The organism is Nonomuraea sp. NPDC023979, assembly GCF_040639085.1.
Classification (GTDB): Bacteria; Actinomycetota; Actinomycetes; order Streptosporangiales; family Streptosporangiaceae; genus Nonomuraea; species Nonomuraea ceibae.
The window spans coordinates 1-19737 of record NZ_JBEZZG010000023.1; the positions used below are offsets into that span (position 1 = coordinate 1).

16 protein-coding genes are annotated in these 19737 nt (G+C 72.3%); 3 read left to right on the plus strand and 13 right to left on the minus strand.

The window, feature by feature from the left end:
• Nucleotides 1–359 precede the first annotated feature (359 nt).
• Complete coding sequence (locus AB0G11_RS32015) at nt 360–1406, plus strand: AI-2E family transporter (RefSeq protein ID WP_357590343.1); 1047 nt, start codon at nt 360–362, stop codon at nt 1404–1406.
• A 13-nt stretch (nt 1407–1419) separates the two neighbouring features.
• On the opposite strand, the gene AB0G11_RS32020 is transcribed toward AB0G11_RS32015, so the two are convergent.
• From AB0G11_RS32020 to AB0G11_RS32055, 8 genes are read right to left on the minus strand one after another with little or no spacing between them, the layout of a single operon-like run.
• Nucleotides 1420–2106: a DUF6597 domain-containing transcriptional factor gene (locus AB0G11_RS32020; RefSeq protein ID WP_357590345.1), complete on the minus strand. Its 687-nt coding sequence runs from the start codon at nt 2104–2106 to the stop codon at nt 1420–1422.
• A gap of 33 nt (nt 2107–2139) precedes the next feature.
• Complete coding sequence (locus AB0G11_RS32025) at nt 2140–2985, minus strand: hypothetical protein (protein WP_219517223.1); 846 nt, start codon at nt 2983–2985, stop codon at nt 2140–2142.
• 53 nt (nt 2986–3038) lie between these two features.
• Nucleotides 3039–4235 (minus strand): ABC transporter permease, encoded by a 1197-nt coding sequence (locus AB0G11_RS32030; RefSeq protein WP_357590347.1) that lies wholly within the window; start codon nt 4233–4235, stop codon nt 3039–3041.
• The gene (locus AB0G11_RS32035; RefSeq protein ID WP_308126161.1) at nt 4232–4894 is read right to left on the minus strand and encodes an ABC transporter ATP-binding protein; all 663 of its coding nucleotides are present in this window, start codon (nt 4892–4894) and stop codon (nt 4232–4234) included. The genes AB0G11_RS32030 and AB0G11_RS32035 overlap by 4 nt, the downstream gene beginning before the upstream one ends.
• Nucleotides 4894–5967: a peptidoglycan-binding protein gene (locus tag AB0G11_RS32040; RefSeq protein WP_357590349.1), complete on the minus strand. Its 1074-nt coding sequence runs from the start codon at nt 5965–5967 to the stop codon at nt 4894–4896. Before AB0G11_RS32040 ends, AB0G11_RS32035 begins: the two co-directional genes overlap by 1 nt.
• A gap of 5 nt (nt 5968–5972) precedes the next feature.
• A complete protein-coding gene (locus tag AB0G11_RS32045) occupies nt 5973–6488 on the minus strand; it encodes a hypothetical protein (RefSeq protein WP_357590351.1) in 516 nt (171 codons plus the stop codon).
• Nucleotides 6489–6512: 24 nt separating this feature from the next.
• Nucleotides 6513–7904 carry an ATP-binding protein gene (locus AB0G11_RS32050; RefSeq protein WP_357590353.1) on the minus strand — a complete coding sequence of 464 codons (1392 nt, stop codon included), beginning with the start codon at nt 7902–7904 and terminating at the stop codon, nt 6513–6515.
• A complete protein-coding gene (locus AB0G11_RS32055) occupies nt 7901–8581 on the minus strand; it encodes a response regulator transcription factor (protein ID WP_219517227.1) in 681 nt (226 codons plus the stop codon). Before AB0G11_RS32055 ends, AB0G11_RS32050 begins: the two co-directional genes overlap by 4 nt.
• Nucleotides 8582–8806: 225 nt before the next feature.
• On the opposite strand from AB0G11_RS32055, the gene erm reads away from it, so the two are divergent.
• Complete coding sequence (erm, locus tag AB0G11_RS32060) at nt 8807–9628, plus strand: ErmE/ErmH/ErmO/ErmR family 23S rRNA (adenine(2058)-N(6))-methyltransferase (RefSeq protein WP_357590355.1); 822 nt, start codon at nt 8807–8809, stop codon at nt 9626–9628.
• On the opposite strand, the gene AB0G11_RS32065 is transcribed toward erm, so the two are convergent.
• Entirely contained in the window at nt 9603–10985 is a 1383-nt protein-coding gene (locus tag AB0G11_RS32065) for a hypothetical protein (RefSeq protein ID WP_357590357.1), read from the minus strand. The genes erm and AB0G11_RS32065 overlap by 26 nt on opposite strands.
• Before the next feature lie 106 nt (nt 10986–11091).
• Here AB0G11_RS32065 and AB0G11_RS32070 point away from each other — a divergent pair, with 106 nt between their 5' ends.
• Complete coding sequence (locus AB0G11_RS32070; RefSeq protein WP_357590359.1) at nt 11092–12711, plus strand: molybdopterin-dependent oxidoreductase; 1620 nt, start codon at nt 11092–11094, stop codon at nt 12709–12711.
• Between the two features lie 3 nt (nt 12712–12714).
• On the opposite strand, the gene AB0G11_RS32075 is transcribed toward AB0G11_RS32070, so the two are convergent.
• From AB0G11_RS32075 to AB0G11_RS32090, 4 genes are all read right to left on the minus strand, one after another.
• The gene (locus AB0G11_RS32075) at nt 12715–14511 is read right to left on the minus strand and encodes a glycosyl hydrolase family 18 protein (RefSeq protein ID WP_219517233.1); all 1797 of its coding nucleotides are present in this window, start codon (nt 14509–14511) and stop codon (nt 12715–12717) included.
• Between the two features lie 77 nt (nt 14512–14588).
• Nucleotides 14589–16037 carry a carbohydrate-binding protein gene (locus AB0G11_RS32080; protein ID WP_219517235.1) on the minus strand — a complete coding sequence of 483 codons (1449 nt, stop codon included), beginning with the start codon at nt 16035–16037 and terminating at the stop codon, nt 14589–14591.
• A complete protein-coding gene (locus tag AB0G11_RS32085) occupies nt 16034–17608 on the minus strand; it encodes a cellulose binding domain-containing protein (RefSeq protein WP_219517237.1) in 1575 nt (524 codons plus the stop codon). Before AB0G11_RS32085 ends, AB0G11_RS32080 begins: the two co-directional genes overlap by 4 nt.
• A gap of 242 nt (nt 17609–17850) precedes the next feature.
• Nucleotides 17851–19677: a M14 family zinc carboxypeptidase gene (locus AB0G11_RS32090; RefSeq protein WP_357590361.1), complete on the minus strand. Its 1827-nt coding sequence runs from the start codon at nt 19675–19677 to the stop codon at nt 17851–17853.
• Nucleotides 19678–19737 lie beyond the last annotated feature (60 nt).

Consider the following 19737-nt stretch of genomic DNA (forward strand, 5'->3'; position numbering starts at 1 on the left):
CTCAAGAAACGGACGCTTGCTCCCCAGTCCTGCGAGAGGCGCTCATTTCGTTGTGTCTTAATTCTTTCAGCCGTTCAAGTCTCTGTCAAATTGACCGGACTCGCTCGACCTGCGGGAATTTCGACCGCCCCGTCTCCGGAGCAACCCTTCTAACGTACTCCGAACTCCGACTCTTGTCGAATCGGCGCCCCGTGGACGTGAAGCATCCACGGACCGGAGGTGGTTGGAGGAGGTGCCCTGGGCGAGTCCGGTGATCACACCGTCCTCGCGGGACTGGTGAACTCTATGTACGGCTCCCGCAACCGTCAAATCGGCGGCGCGCGGCGGTGTGTTCCCAAGGGCAGGGGTAGGAACCCCGCGTGAATGATCAGCCGGTGCCCAGAGCGCTCATCGTCCTGATGGGGATCGCCGGCGCGGTGATCGCACTGTTCGGGATCCGCGAAGTGGCCTCCATCGCCGGGCCGGTCATCCTGGCCCTGGTTCTCGTCATCGCGGTGTCACCACTGCGCGGGTGGCTCGCCCGGCACGGCGCGCCCGTCTGGATCCAGGTGGCGGTGCCGTTCCTCATCCTCGTGCTGGTGCTGCTCGGGATGGCCGCGGTGCTGACGGTGTCGGCGGTGCAGCTCACCACCCTGATCAGCTCGTACGCGGGGAAGTTCAGCCAGTTGCTGGGCGACGCCGAACGGTTCGCGGTCGCGCACGGCATCAGCGACGCGCAGATCGACCGCGCCTTCGACAGCTTCGACCCCGAGCGGCTGCTCGGCATCGCGCAGAGCCTGCTGGGCGGCGTGATCGGGGTGCTGTCGAGCCTGTTCCTCATCGTGGTGCTGCTGCTGGCGATGTGCCTGGACGCGCCGATCACCTCGCGCATCCTCGCGGCGGGCGAGGGGCGCCGGCGGGGGCTGGTGATCGCGCTGGCCGGGTTCACCCACAAGACGCGCCGCTACCTGATCGTCTCGACGGTGTTCGGGCTGCTCAACGCCGTGCTGGACGTCATCGCGCTCACGCTCATCGGGGTGCCGCTGCCGCTCCTGTGGGGGGTGCTGGCGATGATCGGCATGTACATCCCCAACATCGGCTTCGTGCTGAGCCTGATCCCGCCCGCGCTGCTGGCGCTGCTGCACGGCGGGGTGAAGGAGATGCTGCTGGTCGTCGCCGCCTACGGGGCCATCAACGTGGTGACGCAGTCGTTCATCCTGCCCAAGTTCCTCGGCGACGCGGTGGGGCTGTCGACGACGATGACGTTCCTGTCGCTGATCCTGTGGACGTTCGTGCTGGGGCCGCTGGGCGCGATCCTCGCGATCCCGCTGAGCCTGCTGGTCAGGGCGCTGCTGATCGACAGCGACCCGCGGGCGGAGTGGGCGGGGGCGCTCATCTCCAGCAAGCCCGCGAGCCTCCCCCGGTAGCCCGGTAGAACTGTCAGCCGGTGGGCACCAGGCGGCGCAGCGTGACGCCGCTCAGCCGCTTGACGTCGTTGGCCAGGTGCGCCTGGTCGGCGTAGCCGGCGCGGGCGGCGACGTCGGCGAGCGGGACCCCGGCCCGGGTCAGCCTGAGCGCGCGCTGGAACCGTACGACGCGTTGGAGGGTCTTGGGCGCGTAGCCGAAGCCGGTCAGGGAGCGGCGGTGGAGCTGGCGGACGCTGAGCCCGAGGTCCCACGCCGTCTCGGCGACCGTGCGGCCGGTGCGCAGGCGGGCGGCGATGGCGGGGACGGACGGGTCGGGGGCGGCGGTGCGGCGCAGCCGCGTCTGCACCACCGCGAGCAGCACCCGGAGGGGGTCGTCCGGCGGGTCGGCGGGCAGCCCGGCGAGGGCGTCGAGCGCGGCGGCCGGGACGCGCTGGTCGCGCAGCTCCGACAGCGGCACGCCGAACACGTCGCCGGCGGCGCCCGGCTTGAAGCGGACGCCGGCGAACCGGTCGCCGGCCCGCATCGCGACCGGGGCGGGCCGGGTGTCGGGCCCGGCCACGAACGGCCCTCGGGGGCCCCAGATCAGGTCGACGCAGCCGTCGGGCACCACCAGCTGTGCCCGGTCGTCCTCGCTGGCCTGCCGCCACAGGCAGGCCACGCGATCGGCAAGGGCCGGCTCCGGAGCCCGTTCCGCGTACATGCCCCCAGGCTACGCACGGGCACCGACAGAACTTCAGAGGCGTCCGTACGCCCGCAGGGTGTTGAGGTTGGCCACCGTGATGTAGCCGCCCCACTCGTGCCGCACCAGCGGCGTCCACATCTCCCAGTTGGGCGCCCAGCCGCCCTCGTCGTCCTGGTCGCGCAGCATCACGTCCAGGTGGCGCTCCAGCACGGCGGCCTCGAACAGGGGCAGCGTGAGCGGCTCCGGCGCGAAGTCGAGCGGGTAGTGCACGTGGCCGGGCTGGTCGGGTTCGAGGGAGACCGCCGCCAGCAGCGCGGGCTTGAGCCGGGTGAACTCGGCGAGCGCCCGCTCCCTGTCGGGTACGTGTTCGAGGAAGGTGAGCACGGCGCGCGCCTCGTACTGCTCGGCCTTGTCGGTGATCCGGGCGATCCGCGACCAGCAGAAGGCGGTGGCGGGGCCGAGCCACGGGTGGGTGACGCCGTGCTTGTGGAGCAGGCCCGCGAGCGGGGCGGTGGGGTTGAGGTCGGCGGGCGGGTCGTCGGGCGTCTGCCACCAGGGGGCGCGCGGCTCGCCGGTGGGCAGCATGAACGGGACACCGCCCTCGGGGGTGCTGACGGCGGCGAGGTAGTCGCAGGCGGCGGCCACCATCGGGTCGCCGAACGCGTCGAGCTCGTCCAGCAGCCGGAAGGCGACCTCGACGGGCTGCGGCTGGCTGCCCGCGCCGCGCAGGTCGGGCTCCAGCGCGTGGCCGAAGCCGCCGTCGGGGTTCTGGTAGGCGCGCAGCGCGCCGGCCACCCGCTCGCGCGAGCCGCCGGCGAACAGCGCCTCGAACCTGAGCCTGTCGATGAGTCTGGCGTGCAGCCGCAGGTAGCCGGCCGCACGGTCGAGAACGTCCATGCGGCCGACGGTACGCCACCGGCCGCATGGTTCTCTTGTACGAATCGGCCTCGTCAGGGAGCGGCCAGCGCTTCCGTGGGGGACATGCGGGCGGCGCGGACCGCCGGGTAGAAGCCGGCGACGCCGCCGATGACGAGCGTGGCCAGCACTCCCCCGGCCATCGCCCACGCGGGCACGGTCGCGGGCCAGCCCTGGAGGCTCGCGTAGGCGGCGGTGACGAGGATGCCGAGCGCCACGCCGCCGACGCCGCCGATGGCCGACAGCAGCAGCGACTCGGCGAGGAACTGCAGCCTGATCTGGCCCCGGGTGGCGCCGAGCGAGCGGCGCAGGCCGATCTCCGCGCGGCGTTCGAGCACCGAGATGACCATCGTGTTGGCCACGCCGACGCCGCCGACCAGGAGGGCGACGCCGCCGAGGCCGAGCAGGAGGGCGTTGAGCGTGGCGTCGGTGGCCTGCTTGGCGGCGAGCACGTCCGACGGCCTGGACACCTCGACCTCGTTCGGCGCCCGCGGGTTGGCGGTGGCGGCGAGCACGTCGCGCACCGCGGTCACCGACGGCTCGCCGGCCCTGGCGTAGATCGTGGTCGGGTAGCCGTCGAAGTCCAGCCGCTCCTCGGCGACGGGCCAGCCGACCAGGGCCGCGGTGTCGAGCTCGGGGGCGAGCGGGACGTGGGCGAGCACGCCGACGACCGTGAACCACTGACCGCCGAGCCGGACCCGCTGGTCGGGGCCGGCCTGGACGACGCCGAGCCGGTCGGCGGCCTTGGCGCCGAGCACGACGGCCGGGTAGCGGTGGGTGGCCTCGTTGAGCCAGACGCCGGTGGTGAGGGCGGCGTTCACGTCCGCGGGCAGGTCGAGGCGGGCTGCCAGGACGGAGATGCTGCCCGACTCGCTCTCCGGGATGTGCTCGTTGCGGTAGACCTTGGCCGGGGTGCGGCCGGTGGCGGTGACCGAGGTGACCGGGCCTATCTGGCCGATCATGCCTTCGGCCTCGGCGGGCAGGTGGGCGTCGGCGCCGAAGAGCGTCTGGCCGGGGGCGACGGTGAGCAGGTTGGTGCCGAGCGCGGCGAGCTGCCGGTTCAGGTCCTCCCGGCTGGAGGCGGAGATGCCGACGACGCCGAGCATGGCGGCGATGCCGATGGCGATGCCGAGCGCCGACAGGAACACGCGCAGCGGTCTGGCGCGCAGGCCGGAGCCGCCCGTCCTGATCACGTCGCGGGGGCGCATGCGGGGGCTTTCCAGGACGTTCACCGGCGTGCCCCGTCGAGCATCCGGCCGTCGAGCATCTCCACCTGGCGGGGCAGCGAGGCGGCGATGTCGCGGTCGTGGGTGATGACGACGACGGTGGTGCCCGTGGCGTTGAGCTCGCGCAGCAGGTCCATGACGCCGGCGCCGGAGCGGGAGTCGAGGTTGCCGGTGGGCTCGTCGGCCAGCAGCAGGCCCGGGTCGCCGACGACGGCGCGGGCGATGGCGACCCGCTGCCGTTCGCCGCCGGACAGCTCGTGCGGGCGGTGGCCGAGCCGGTGGCCGAGCCCGACGCGCTCCAGCGCCTCGGCGGCCCGGTCGCGGCGTTCGCGCAGCGCGGGCCCGTTGTAGAGCAGGCCGTCGGCGACGTTGTCCAGTGCCGGGACCCCGGCGGCCAGGTGGAACTGCTGGAAGACGAAGCCGATGACGTTGGCGCGCAGGGCCGACAGCTGCCTGTCGCCGAGCGTGCCGACGTCGTGCCCGGCGATGCGGACGGTTCCGGCGGAGGGCCGGTCCAGGGTGCCGAGCATGTTGAGCATGGTCGACTTGCCGGACCCGGACGGCCCGACGATGCCGACGAGCTCGCCGTGCCCGATGCTCATGGTGACGCCGCGCAGGGCGGCGACGTCGCCGTACTCCTTGCGCACGTCGGTCAGCTCGGCGATCACGTGGGCACCGCCACGGTGACGCCCTCGGCGATGCCGGTGACCTCGACCTGGCCGTCGGCGAACATGCCGGTCTCCACGGCGGCGTAGCGGGTGGCGGGGCCCTCGACGACCTGGACGCCGTAGCCGCCCTCGGCGAGGGCGACCAGGGCGCCGACGGGGACGGCCAGGACGTTCTCGCGCTGCCGGGCGACGACGGTGACCTCGACGGGGGCGCTGTCGTAGGTCTTCTTCAGCCCGGACACCGACACCTCGACCTCGACCGTGGTCGCGGTGTCGTCTGCGTCGCCGCTCTGTTCGGCGACGCGGCCGACGGCGGTGACCTCGCCGTCGACCTCGGTGCCGTCGGGCAGCTCGACGGTGGCGGGCATGCCCTTGCGCACCAGGTGGCTGTCGGCCACGTCGAGGTCGACGAGCACCCGGCGGGTGGTGCCCGTGGCGGTGAGCACGGGGCCGGCCGCGCTGTCGCCGAGCGCCTTCTTGAGCTCGGCGACGCGCAGGGGTCCGCCGGCCACGACGACGTCGCCGGGCTCGACGCGGCCGGTGACGTCGAGGCCGAGGTCCTCCTGCCAGTTCTCGACGGCCTCGCGGGTGGCCCAGGTGTAGGCGTCGTCGACGTCGAACCCGGTGTAGCCGAGCTTGGCCAGGTTGCGTTCCAGGAGCTTGACGTCGGCGCCCTCGACGCCGTCCTGGAGGGTGCGGTAGAGGGGCATGGCGCCGTAGAGGAGGGGGCGGCGGTCGGCGTCGACGCTGTAGACGGCGCGGCCCCGGGTGATGGTGGCGCCCTCGGCGGGCAGCCAGGTGATCGTGCCCTGCGCCTTGGCGGTGACGGTCGTGGCGGGGCCGTGGCCGAGGGCGCCGTCGACGGTCTTGGTCTCGGTGAGGGTGGTCCTGGTGACGGTGGCGGTGGCGGGCGGGGTGCGGACGGCGGCGGCCGGGCCGGTGGCGTCGCCGCCGAAGCCGAGCGCGGCGGCCGTGACGGCCGCGGCGAGCAGGGCGGCGCCCGCGGTCCAGGCGACCGGGCGCACCAGCGACCGCCGGGGCCTCGGCAGGGGTTCCGGTGTGCGGGCCATCCTGGTCACTTCCGCTTCCCGTTGCGGGGCAGCCGGTCCTGGCACGTGTCCATCGCCTTCCGGAACGCGGGGTCCTCCGGGTCGATCCGGCCGTCGGCCTTGAGCCTGAGGCCGCTGCCCGGCTCCGGGTCCGGCATGTCCACGCCGTTGTCGCGCATGCACTTGGCGAAGGCGCGCATCCGCTCCTCGTCCTCGGGGGTGAGCTCGCCGCGGTCCTTGAACGGGGCCAGCGATCGGCAGGCGGCCATGGCCTTCTCGAACTCCGCCTTGCCCGCCTGGGCCTTGCCGATCACGCGCACGTTCCCGCCCGGCTCGGGGTCGGGCATGTCGACGCCGTGCTCGCGCATGCACGCGGCGAACTTCCTGCCCTGCTCCTCCGGGTCCGCCGTGGCGGCCGGGGAGGCGGAGGCCGTCGGCGCGGCCGAGGCGCTCGACACCGAGGCGACGCCGGTGGCGGGCTGCTGCGTCCCGCATCCCGCGGCCAGCGCGAGCAGGGCCGCGGTGAGAAGTGTTCGTCTCATGCCCCCGACGGTGGCGGGTGCGGATCAGAGCGGGCTGGGAGCCGCCTGGGAACCAGGTAGGAGCACCGAGAACGTGGCGCCCCGGCCCGGCGCGGTGTCGACGTCCACGCTGCCGCCGTGGGCGCGCACGATGGCGGCGACGATGGCCAGGCCCAGGCCGTTGCCGCCGTCGGACCTGGATCTGCCCTGGCTGATCCGGTAGAGGCGGTCGAACAGGTGGGGGACGTGCTCGGGCGCGATGCCGGGGCCGGTGTCGGCGACCTCCAGCACGGCCCGCCCGGCCCGGCTGCCGACGCGGACGGTGACGGCGGCCTCGGGCGGGGTGTGGGTGAGGGCGTTGCCGATGAGGTTGGCCGCGACCTGCCGCAGCCGGGCCTCGTCGCCCAGGGCGGAGACGGGGGCCAGCGCGCCGCCCAGGCCGGCCAGCCTGACCTGCCGGTCGGGGACGCGGGCGCGGGCGTCGCGGATGGAGTCGGCCGCCACCGCCAGCAGGTCGACCGGCTTCCGGTCCAGCGGCCGTTCCTCGTCGAGCTGGGCGAGCGTGAGCAGGTCGTTGACCAGGACGCTCATCCTGGCGGCCTCGTCCTCGATGCGGCCCATCATCTCGCCGGTGTCGCCGCCGCCCCGGCGGTAGAGCTCGGCGAAGCCGCGTACGGAGGTGAGGGGGGTGCGCAGCTCGTGGGAGGCGTCGGCGAGGAAGCGGCGCATGCGGGCCTCGGAGGCGGTGCGGGCGGCGATCTCCGACTCGACGCGGTCGAGCATGACGTTCATGGCGGCGCCGAGGCGGCCGGCCTCGGTGTGCGGGTCGGGGGCGGGCACGCGGCTGGCGAAGTCGCCCCGGGTGATGTGGCCGGCCGTGCGCTCCATGCGGGTCAGGGGGCGCAGGCCGAGGCGTACCAGGGCGTCGCCGGCGAGGCCGAGCAGGAGCAGCACGAGCGCGCTGACGGCGGTGGCGATGGCGATGCTGGAGGTCCTGACCTGCTCGGCCTCGGCGAGCGATTGGGCGACCACCCACACGGTGCCGTCGGGCGACGGGGTGACGAGCACCCGCCAGGACGCGCCGGTGGTGCCGGGCACGGTGTACGGGGCGCCCACCCGCAACGTCTCGATCGCGGGGCCGGGGCTGCCCGCGCCGGGCGTCTGGGCGATGACGCTGCCGTCGGCGGCGAAGACGAGGATGCGGAGCTGGCTGGCGAACCGTTTGGCCAGCACGCCGCTCTTCACGACCGCCCCCGACGGCTGGACCCGCTCCCCGCTGATCTTGCTGAGGCCGGTGAGCTCCTTGTCCACCCGGCCGACCATGGTGTTGTGCAGCAGCGTGATGCCGAACACGTTGGCCAGCACGAGCGCGACGGCGGTGAGGGCGAGGACGGCCATGACGAGGCGGGTGCGCAGCGTCCAGGTGGCGGGTCTCACCGGGGCGTCCTGAGCGTGTAGCCGAAGCCGCGCACGGTGTGGATGAGCTGCGGCTCCCACCGGTCGATCTTCTTGCGCAGGTAGTAGACGTACGACTCGACGATGCTGGAGTCGCCGTCGAAGTCGTAGCGCCAGACGCTGTCGAGGATCTGCGCCTTGCTGACGACGCGGCCGGCGTTGGCCATCAGATACTGCAGCAGGTTGAACTCGGTGGGCGACAGCTCGACCGGGACGCCGCCGCGCCGCACCTCGTGGGCGGCAGCGTCGAGCTCCAGGTCGGCGTAGCGCAGGACGTCGTCCGGCGGGGCCGGGGTGCGGCTGCGGCGCAGGATGGCGCGGATCCGCAGCACGACCTCCTCCAGGCTGAACGGCTTGGTCACGTAGTCGTCGGCGCCGAGCGTCAGCCCGCGCACCCGGTCCTCGACGGCGTCGCGGGCGGTCAGGAACAGCACCGGGACGCGCTCGCCAAGCCGCCCGGCGACCTCGAACCCGTCGATGTCCGCCAGCATGACGTCGAGCACCACCAGGTCGGGGTCGAACTCGCGGGCGGCCGCCACCGCCTCGGCGCCGGTCTCGGCGGTCCTGACCTCGAAGGAGACCAGGCGCAGCGTTTGCGAGAGCAGGGCGCGGATGTTGGGTTCGTCGTCGACGACGAGCACCCTGGCCGGACGGTCCATAAGCCAAGGAATACCTCAGGGACTTCAATGCCAGCTCAAAGCGGATTTAATCGGTTGCCGCGCGGGGGCGGCTCTTCCTAGCATCAGCCGCATGTTCGGCACCGTCTACATGCGCATGCGCCGCAGCCGGCCTCTGGCCCGCTAGCGGACGACTGAGCGCGTCCGCGGCGCGCCCGGGGCCCTTCGAGCCTCCCATCGACTCGAAGACCCGAGAGGGCGAAAGCTGTGGCGCAGAACTTCGCGCACGGAAACTATTCACACACCCAGAAGAAGGCCAGGAGCTCCGGCGGCGGCCGCACGCCCCGGGATCGGGCGCGGCGCGAGCTGTCGCAGAACTTCCTGGTCGACAGGCATGCCCTGGAGCTGGTGGTCAAGGCCGCCGCACCGGCCGGGCCCGTCCTGGAGCCCGGGGCGGGCGAGGGCGCGCTCACGCTGGCGCTGGCCGAGGCCGGGGCCCAGGTCACGGCCTACGAGATCGACCCCCGGCTGGCCGGCAGGCTGGCCTCCCGGACGCGCGACGATCCGCGGATCGACGTGGTCCGGGGCGACTTCACGGCGGCCCGCGCGCCACACGAGCCGTTCGCGGTCGTGGGCAACATCCCCTACGCGGTCACGTCGAGGATCGTCGACTGGTGCCTGCGGGCGCCGGGGCTGACCTCGGCGACCCTGCTCACCCAGCTGGAGTACGCCCGTAAGCGCACGGGCGACTACGGCCGCTGGAGCCTGGTCACGGTCGAGTCGTGGCCGTGGTTCGACTGGAGGCTGGGCGAGCGGATCGGCCGGGAGAGCTTCCGGCCGGTCCCGTCGGTCGACTCGGCGATCCTGCGCGTCGAGCGCAGGCCGGAGCCGCTGGCCGGCTCGCGCCGCGACTATCAGGCGCTGGTCGAGCTGGGCTTCAGCGGGGTGGGCGGGTCGCTGCGCGCCTCGCTGCGGACACGCTACGAGGGCGTGGACGCGGCGCTCGCCGCGGCGGGCGTGGCCCGCGACACCGTGGTCGGGTACGTGCGACCCGACCAGTGGATCACCCTGTACGACCGGCTGAGGTGAGGCCGCCCGGGCCCGCCGGAGTGGCGGGCCCGGTCAGGCCGGGCACCTGCGGCTTGCGCCGGCCCCACGGCATGGCCAGCAGCAGCACCGGCAGCAGCACGATCGAGGCCCGCGACCAGTCGGCGTGCAGCACGCCCCACGCCTCGCCCCTGTACTGCGTCATGTAGATGTAGCCGTAGGCCGACCAGAGCGAGACGCCGAGGATCGCCGGCCAGGCGAACCGGGTCGGCCTGGCGACCAGGAACGGCATGAACCACAGCAGGTACTGGGCGCCGAGCCGGGGCGTGACGACCATGAAGATGAGCAGGATCGCGATCGTCATGTCGATCGGGTCGGCGCGCCGCCAGACCAGGATCGCGGCCACCACGCACGCGTAGATCAGGTAGGTGCCGAACGTCGCCAGGTCGGGCCGCAGGTCCCAGTGGCCGCCGGTGAAGTGCGGGGTCCAGCCCCACTCGCCGACGATCGGGCGGATCGACTGGATGGTGCGGATGACCTCGGGGATCTGGTCGAACGCGGTGCCGGCGAACACCGGCAGCGTCACCAGGAAGAACAGCGGCACCGCGCCGGTCGTGAACAGCGCCACGATCCGGGAGCGCAGGTGGGGCAGCAGCAGCAGGAAGCCCGGGATCAGCCAGATGGGCCAGCTCTTGGCGCACAGGGCGAGCCCCATGAGGACGCCGGCCAGCGCGGCCCGCTTGAGGTCGGCGCGGTCCGTGGGGCCGGGCCGCAGCGCCTGGAGCACCATGCGCGGCAGCACCCGCAGCCCGCCTTCGGAGACGGCCTGGCGCACCCGGCCGACGGCGGCGTCGGTGACGCCCACCCGGTGCGGCGAGCCGGGGCCGCGCGCGACGACGAACGCGGCCACGCCGAACACCAGCGCCACCGGCTCGACCTGCCCGTGGATGGAGGCGACCAGCAGGGCCAGCGGGTTGAGCGCGTACTGGAAGGCGCGCAGCGACGCCTTCGGGCCGCCGGCGAGCTTGGCCACGAGCGGGATCAGCACGATGTCGGCGACCACGGTGACCAGGCGGCCGGCGTAGTCCCACGGGATGCCGAGCCAGAGCAGGATGCCGTAGACGTAGGGGATCGTGGGCAGGAAGTGCCAGCCGCCGTTGCTGGCCAGCACCGGATCCTCGCCGCGCAGCACGGCCTCGCCGGCCGGGCGGAAGCTGTTGACGTAGTCGACCGGCTGCCACTGGGTGTCGGTCGCCGCTGTGAAGAGCAGCAGGACCCGCACCGCGATCCCGACGAGGATCGCGACGAGCAGGGACGGCCGCCAGTCTCGCCACTGGGCGATCAGGGCGAGGACGACACCGGTGACGAGGACGACCCCCGTGAGGACTGCGTGTTCCATGGCGGAATCTAGAGTGCCGTACGCGCCCGCATGCTGCCACATTCTTATCCCCGACATGCCGGGTCGTACGGCGTCAGAACATGACTGTCTGTGCTGAACTTTTTCCATGGGGGGATCGCAGGTCAACCAGGCGCTGGTCAGGCTCTATTTCGAGGCACGGGAGGGGCCGGGGGACCCGGTGGCCGCCTGGGCGGAACTCACAGCCAACTCGGAGGTTTACCGCCGGGCGCGCGGCGGGCGGCGGGTCCCGCTGGACGACGGCACGGCCGCCGAGCTGGCCGCCGCCGCGATCGTGCACACCGCGTCCGAGCACGGCGCGGACCAGGTGGCGGCGCTGGCGACGGCGCCGCTGGCCGGGCTGGTGGCGGGGCTCGGCGGCGCGGTGCTGACCGAGCAGTCGAACGCGCCCGCGCAGATGCTCGGGCCGGGCTATCGCGGGCCGCGCCCGGAGGACTGGGCGCGCGCGTCGTACGTGCTGCTGTGGGGTGAGAACAACCGGACCGTACGCTCCCCCGATACCCCGTGGGTGATCGCCGGGCGCTACAAGGGGCAGAAGGTGGTGGCGATCGGCCCGCACCCGACGCGCCTGTCGGACGAGACGGTGGTGGTGCGGCCGGGCGCCGACGGGGCGCTGGCCATGGCGGTCGGGCACGTGCTGCTCAAGGAGTTCTACCTGGACCGGCCCGCGTTCGCCGCGCAGGCGCTGGCGGGCACCGACCTGCCGCTGCTGGTGCGGCTGCGCGAGCGCGGCGGCGCGCTGGTGCCGGGCGGGCTGCACGGGGGCTCGGCGGGGCGGCTGAGCCTGTACGGCGAGGAGGGGGCCGCCGGCGTCGAGGTGGCGCTGCCGCGGTTCGACGCGGGCCCGGACGTGCTGCGGCGCGGGGTGCCGGCGGCGTCCGAGGGCGGGCAGCTGGTGACGACGGTGTTCGACCTGCTGCTGGCGGTGTACGGGGTGGCCAGGCCGGGGCTGCCGGGCCGGTGGCCGTCGGGGTACGACGACCGGGACGAGCCGTACACGCCGGGCTGGCAGGAGGCGTGCACGGGCGTGGCCGCGTCGCGGGCGCTGAAGATCGCGCGCGAGCTGGGGGTGACGGCGGAGAAGACGGGCGGGCGGTGCATGGTGGTGCCCGGCCGGCTGGAGACGCCGCACGCCGACACGGCCTACCGGGCGATGCTGGCGCTGCTGGTGCTGACCGGGTGCCGCGAGGGGTGGGCGCAGCCGGCGGGCGGGACGGACATCCCGCTGGTGCCGTACCTGTGCCTGCACGCCTGCGGCGAGGACCGGGCGGACGTGGGGGCGCTGAGCTGGGCGCTCGGCGACGGGCTGTTCGAGCGGCGGACGGCGCGGTCGATGCTGCTGGAGGCGGTGGGCGACGGGCTGCCGATGGCGCCGCCGCCCCGCGTGCTCTGCCTGCCGAGGTGGATCTACCCGCTGCCGCCCGAGGTGGACCTGCTGATCGGGCCGGACGACCGGTGCGACCTGGCGCCGCCCGACCCCGGCCTGGTCGCCGACGCGGTGGCCAAGCTGTCGGCCGGGCACGCCGGTCACCCGGGTCATGCCGGTCATGCGGGCCACGCCGGGCGGCCGGACGTGCCGGAGCCCGGCGGGCGGCGGATGCGGCTGCTGATCGACCACGCCTGGATGCACGAGTACGGCGAGGCCCTGCCCGTCTACCGCCCGCCGGGCGCCGGCCTGCCGATCAAGCCGACGCACCTGGTGCGGTGAGCCCTACTGGCGGTCCAGGTAGGCCCGGTGGCTGCGGGAGAACTCGTAACCGTTGTACTTGTCCCAGTTGATGGACCAGGTCATCAGGCCGCGCAGCCCCGGGTAGACCCCGCGCGGCTTGTACGGCCCGCAGTTCGTGCCCTTGGACAGGCAGTCGAACGCCTTCTGCACCTCCCCGACCGTGGTGAAGCCGTTGCCGGCGTTGGGCGAGGCGGGCAGGCCGATGGCGACCTTCTCCGGCGGCAGCGCCGGGAACACGTTGGCCGCGTTGCCCATGATGGGGAAGCCGGCCAGCAGCATGTCCGTCATGGCCACGTGGAAGTCGTGGCCGCCCATCGTGTGGTACTGGTTGTCGAGCCCGGTGATCGGCCCGGAGTTGTAGTCCTGCACGTGCAGCAGGGTCAGGTCGTCGCGCATGGCGTGGATGACCGGCAGGTAGGAGGCGCTCCTGCGGTCGGCCGTGCCGTTCGGCCCGGGGCCGTAGAACTGGTAGCCGAGCTGGACGAAGAACGTCTCCGGGGCCATCGTCAGCACGAAGTCTGACCCGTACCTGCTCTTGAGGGTCTTGAGCGCCTGGATGAGGTTGACGATCACCGGGGTGGTGGGGTTGGCGAGGCTGGTGTCGCCCTGGTTGAGGTAGAGGGAGTGGCCCTCGAAGTCGATGTCGAGGCCGTCGAGGCCGTAGCGGTCGATGATGGCGCTGACCGACTGGACGAACTTGTCGCGGGCGGCCGTGGTGGTGAGCTGGACCTGGCCGTTCTGGCCGCCGATGGAGATCAGCACCTTCTTGCCCTGGGCCTGCTTGGCGTCGATGGCGGCGATGAAGTCGGCCTCGGACTCGACGTTGGGGCACTCGGCCACCGGGCACTGGCTGAAGCGGATGTCGCCGGAGGTCACCGAGGTGGGCTCGCCGAAGGCCAGGTTGATGATGTCCCATTCGGCGGGGACGTCGCTCATGCGGATGTAGCCGGAGCCGTTGGCGAACGAGGCGTGCAGGTAGCCGACCATGACCCGTTCGGGCAGGTCGCCGCCGTCGCCGCCGCCCACCGTGGTGGTGCCGGTCACCTCGCCGGTGTACGGGGAGCAGTTGCCGGCGGCGTCGCAGGCGCGGACCTTGAAGCGGTAGGCCGTCTGGGGGGTCAGGCCGGTGGCCGTGTGGGTGGTGCCGGTCGTGGCGGCGGGGGCGCCGCCGTTGCGTGAGACCTCGTAGCGGGCGACGCTCCCGGAGTTGTCGGTCGAGGCACTCCAGGTGGCGGTGAGGCTCGTGCTGGTGGCGTTGCCGACGGCGAGGTTGCCGGGCGTGCTCGGCGCCTCGGTGTCGGGCTGGCCGCCGGGGCCGTCGAGGATCACGTCGTCGAGCACGTACGCGCCGGTGCCGTACCAGCCGTTGACGTGGATGGCGACGCTGGTGGTGGTCGCGCCGGTGGTGAAGGAGGTCTTCAGCTGCTGCCACTGGGCGCCGGGCTGGCCCCAGGTGCTGGCGTTCACCCCGGTGCCGGTCGCGCCCAGGAAGACGTAGCCGCCCTGGACCCAGGCGGAGAGCTGGTAGGCGGTGCTGGGCTGGACGGTGATCGTCTGCTGGCAGCGGGCGAAGTCGGCGCCGGCGGGGGTGCCGCGGACGGCGCCGGCGCCGCCGTGCACCGGGGAGGAGACGGCCTCGGCCGACGAGCAGGTCCAGCCGGACAGGCCCGACTCGAAGCCGGGGTTCAGCACGATGTTCGCGGCCAGGGCGGAGGTGGGGTGGAGGGCGGTCAGGCCCAGCGCGAGGGCGGCCGCCGCCGCGAACCCTCGGAACTTCATGGTGATCCTTCCTTGTCTGGCATGAGAAGGGAGGGCGCCGGCAGGTGTGGCGCCCTCCCCCGTCGATCACCTGCCGGTCAGAAGCCGGCGGTGGTCTTCGTGAACTCCCACTCCGTCTGGGCGATGCCGCTGCAGTGAGCGGTGACGCCGCCGCCCGGGCAGGGGCGGTCGCGGTTGACGGCCCAGTAGGCGAGCCTGGTCAGGCCCTTGGACAGGGCCCAGTCGCGGATCTGCGTCCAGATCGCCGGCGAGGTCAGCTCCTGCTGGTCGGACAGGCCGTTCATGCCGGAGATGCCCATGTGCGCGTACGCCTGCGCGTCGGTCCAGCCGTAGGCGTTCTTGAGCGCGGTCTTCAGGCCCTCGGAGGCGTTGACCGTGTCCTGGTACATGTTGGAGCCGCCGAAGTCGAACGGCATGATCGTGAAGTTGTCGATCGGCACGCCCAGGGCCTTGGCCTGGTTGATCAGCCGGACGCCGTGGGCGTTGGGGCCGGTCCTGGTGGTGCCGAAGGTGACCACGATCTTGACGTTCGGGTTGTTCTGCTTGACGATCTTGAGGCCGTTCAGGATGCGGTCCTGGACGGTGTAGTTCTCGAACTCGTCGGTGTTCTCGATGTCGAAGTCCACCACGGCGGGCCCGACGGCGTTGATGACCTGCTGCACCGCGCCGGCGAACGCCTGCGGCGTGGAGCAGTTCGGGCCGAGCTTGTTGCCCGACCAGCCGCCGAAGGACACCTGGACGCTGCCACCCTTGGACTTGATCGTGGAGATCGCCTGGGCGTCGGCGCCGCCGGTCAGCGGCCGGTTGCCGTCCCACGCCGGGTTGCAGCCGCCGCTGGCCAGGATGAAGGCCATGGTGAACGACTTGACGCCGGTGGCGTCCATGACGGTGCCCGGGTTCGGCGGGCTGCCCCAGCCCATGTAGAGGTAGGGCGCGCCGGGCATCCTGGTCGGGTCCGGCTGGCCGGGGCCGTCGGGCGTGGTGACGGTGACCGCGTTGCTGGCGGCCGACACGTTGCCGGCGGCGTCGCGGGCCCGGACCGTGTAGGTGTAGGAGGTGTTCGGGGTGCGGCCGGTGTCGGTGAACGACGTGCCCGTCGCGGTCGACACCAGCGTGCTGCCCCGGTAGACGTCGTAGCCGCTGACGGCCACGTTGTCCGTGGAGGCGTTCCAGGCCAGCGAGACGCTGGTCGTGGTGGTGCCGGTCGATCGCAGGTTGGCCGGCACCGACGGCGCCTGGGTGTCGTTGCCGCCTCCGGTGGCCGTCTTCCACAGCGCGGGCACGTTCGGCGGCTCCCAGCCGGGCAGGGAGGTGTGGCTCTGGATCGCCTCGTAGTCGGCGCCGTTGTGGGTGACGCGGGTGCCGGCGGTGTAGGCCGTCCACGCGGCCCAGGCCGGGTAGGCGGCGGTGGCGGCGCTCGTGGCGCTACCGGTGGCGCCGTAGGCGGCCGGGCTGATCGCGGCCACCCCGGACGCGGTCAGCGCCGCTGAGGTGAGCAGGGCGAGGGACAGGCGACGGATTCTCATGGCATTCCCCGGAGGTGCGGCTTGACGGTCCTGGAGAAGTTCCAGTTGTGGCTGGCGTCCCAGTTGATCGACCAGGTCATCGCGCCCCGGATGCCCGGGTAGGCGCGCGGCGGCCGGAAGGTCCCGCAATTGGTCAGCTTGGCCAGGCAGTCGAGCGCCTGGTTGACGAGCGTGGGCGACACGATGCCGCCGCCCGCCGCACCCGGCCCGGCGGGCAGCCCCAGGGCCACCTGGTCGGGGCGCAGGCCGTTCTCCAGCTGGATGCAGGCGAGCGCGGTCATGAAGTTGACCGAGCCCTGCGAGTACGCCTGCGACTGGTCGCAGCCGAGCATGGAGCCGGAGTTGTAGAACTGCGTGTGGACGACGGTGAGGATGTCCTTGATGTTCAGCGCGAGCTTGAAGTACTCCATCCCGGTCGACTGCATGTCGATGGTCTGGGGGGCCATCGTGATGATGAGGTCCGCGCCGGCCTTGGCGCGCAGCGAGCGCAGGGCCTGGCCCATGTAGGTGGCGTTGAGGCCGTTCTCCAGGTCGATGTCGACGCCGTCGAACCCGTAGCTCTGCATGAGCCCGTACACCGAGTCGGCGAACCTGGTGGCGGCGGCCGCGCTGGCGACCTGCACCCGGCCGGCCTCGCCGCCGACGGACAGGATGACCTTCTTGCCGCGCTGCTGCAGCGCCCGCACGTCGGCCCTGAACTGGGCGTCGGTGTAGCCGCCGACGGCGGCGGCCAGGGCCGGGTCGAGCGAGAAGACGACCTCGCCGGCCGTGGAGGTGGCCTCGCCGAACGCGATCGCGATCAGGTCGTAGTCGTCCGGCACCTGGGAGAGCTTCAGCTCGGTGGCGGCGTTGACGAAGTTGTGCCAGTAGCCGGTGAGGAAGTGCTTGGGCAGCGGGCCGGGGTTGCCGGTGTCGCAGCCGGTCGTGGTGGCGGTGACGGGGTCGCTGGCCGCCGACTCACCCTGGTCGTTGTACGCCTTGACCGTGTAGGTGTGCGGCTCGCAGGTGCCCAGGCCGCTGATCGTGGCGCTGGTGGAGCTGACTGTGGCCTTGACAGCGGTGCCCTCGTAGACGCGGTAGCCGGTGACGGTTCCGCTGGAGGCGCCCCACGTCAGCGCGATGCTGTTGTCGGTGCTGGTGGCCTGGACGGCGCCGGGCTTGCCGGGCGCGCCGGGCTCGTTGTCGCCGCCGCCGCACGGCGCGCCGTTGAGCGTGCAGTTGGTGATGCCGGGAAAGTTGCCGGGCGTGCCGTTGAAGCCGAAGCTGGCGCTCGCCCCGGCGGCCAGGTTGCCTGCCCAGCTCGGGTTCGTGAACGTGTAGTGCTGGCCGTTCCTGGACATGTTGGCGTTCCAGGCGGACGGGATCGTGAAGCCGGCCGGCACGTCGAACTGGACGTTCCAGCCGTTCATGGCGGTGGTGGTGCCGTTGGTGATGGTCACCTTGCCTTCGAAGCCGGAGCCCCAGTCGGAGACCTTGGCGAAGGTGGCGGTGGCCGAGGCAGCCTGGGCGGGGAGCGCGATGAGGCTGACGGCGAGAGTCGCGAGGGCTACGAGGATGACGCGAGGTTTCACATGTCGTCCTTCTGGATGATGTGCCGTACGGCTCGCGCCGGGGGGTGAGAACGCGAGCCGTACGGCACAGCCCGCAGCGGCGAGGCGCGGGCTCCTGGGGGGGTGTCACGCGGGCCATGATTTCTTTTAGGAAAGTTTCCTAAGAGTTGCCGTGATCGTAGCTTTGACACCGTTGCCTTACAAGACCCAAAGCAGTTCCCAGGTTAAGGACGCCGATAATGCCCGAATCGGCCTTTCCGGTATTACGGCTGCTGGGTGATGCGGACGTCGTCCACAGCCGCCTCCACCAGGGAGGCTGTGCCCGCGTCGGCCGCTTCGACGACGATGCGGACCGTCTGCCCGGCGAAGGCGTTCAGGTTCGCGGTCGCCACACTCCAGGCGGCGTCACGGTCGGTGGCCGCGCCCGCCTGGTTCACCACCGTGGCCGTGGTGGCGCCCACCACCCTGACCCGGAAGTAGTCCGCGCTCGACGCGTTCGAGCCGTGCGCGAGATACCAGGAAAGGGACAGGCCGAGCGTGCCCGAGGCCGGCAGCGTGATCGGCGGCGACTGGATCGACGTCACGCCGCCGTCGATGTCGTACGTCCCGGCCGAGCCGCCCAACCGGCCCGTCACCAGGTCGTTCGAGCCGCTGACCGTGGTGCCGAGCTGCTTGACGCCCGAGGAGTCGGTCTGCTCCGGGTCGCCGCGCTCCCACTGCCCGGCCGTCGCCGTGTCCGTGCCGCCCGGATTCGCCGTCCAGCCCGTGGCCGTCTCGAACGTGTCGGAGTAGACGGTCACCGGCGGGGTGCCGGTGCCGCAGTACTGGGACTCCTTGCCGATCACCCGGTAGACGCAGTCGGCGCTCTCCAGGAAGAGCAGCACCGCCTCCCGGTTGCGCGTCGTCTGCGGCACGATCTGCTCGTCCGGCGGGTAGAAGCCGGGGCTGGCGCCCCTCGGGTACATCTCGAAGGTGTAGCTGAAGATCTTGTAGACGCCCCACATCCAGTCGTTGATCGTGCCGTCGGTGATGTAGAGGTCACTGGACTGCTCGGGCGTGTAGCCGTTGCTGGCGGCCATGCTCTGACCCAGCGTCGCGTGCGCGTCCCGGTCGTCCTGCGTCAGGCCCGGCGCCGTGTCGTTGTAGGTGTAGCCGTACGGCCACAGCACCAGCTCGCTGTAGGTGTGCCAGTCGAGGTGCGCCTTGATCTGCTGCACGCCGCCCACGACCCGGCCGCGCACCCAGTTCGCCGCCGCCTTCACCTCGGGCGCCGACTCGGCCGACGGGCCCCGGTACGTCTCGCTCGACGTCGAGCCGGACGAGCCGCCGCAGCAGCCCCACTGGTAGGCCCAGTTGCGGTTCAGGTCGGTGCCGACGGCCGAGGAGCCGCTGTTCGGCTGCCTGTTCTTGCGCCAGGACCGGTAGCTGCCGGTGGCGATGTCGTACTCGCCGCCGTCCGGGTTGAGGTCCGGCATGATCCAGATCTCCCGCGTGTTCACCAGGTTCGTGATCCGCGAGTCCGTGCCGTACCCGTCGGTCAGCAGGTCCATCATGTACAGGGCCATCTCGACGGTGAGGTGCTCGCGCGCGTGCTGGTGCGCGGTGAACAGCACCTCCGGCTCCGCCTCGTCCGTCCCGGCGTTGTCGCTGATCTTGACGCCCACGAGCTGCCGGCCCTGGTACGAGGTCCCGTACGTGAACGTGCTGACCAGCCCGGGATGGTCGGCCGCCAGGTCCTGGATGAACGCGATCATCTCCGCGTACGTGTGGTAGCCGGAGTCCGCGGGCGGGAAGTCAGCCACCCGCGCACGGGCCGGGGGTAACGGGCCGGGCGCCTCCGTCACCCGATAGCCGAGCTTCCGGATCGCGGACACCTCGGCTTCCGTGGCGGTGACCAGGACCGAGTCCTTCGTCACCTCGTCGATCGCGGCCCCGGTCGCGGCGACCGCGCTGCGCTCCCGCGCGTCCGCCGGGCCCTGCACCCGGTACTGCTTGTTCGCCGGCGGCTCCGCGGTCGCTCCCGCCCCGGTCGCGCCGGTCAGGCAGATCAGACCCAGGACGGCGAGCAGGATGACTAATCGGCGTTTCACCTTCGTCCTCCCAGGCGCGTGGGCTCGGTGTTGACACGCGCCTGAACTGAGAGTGAAGAC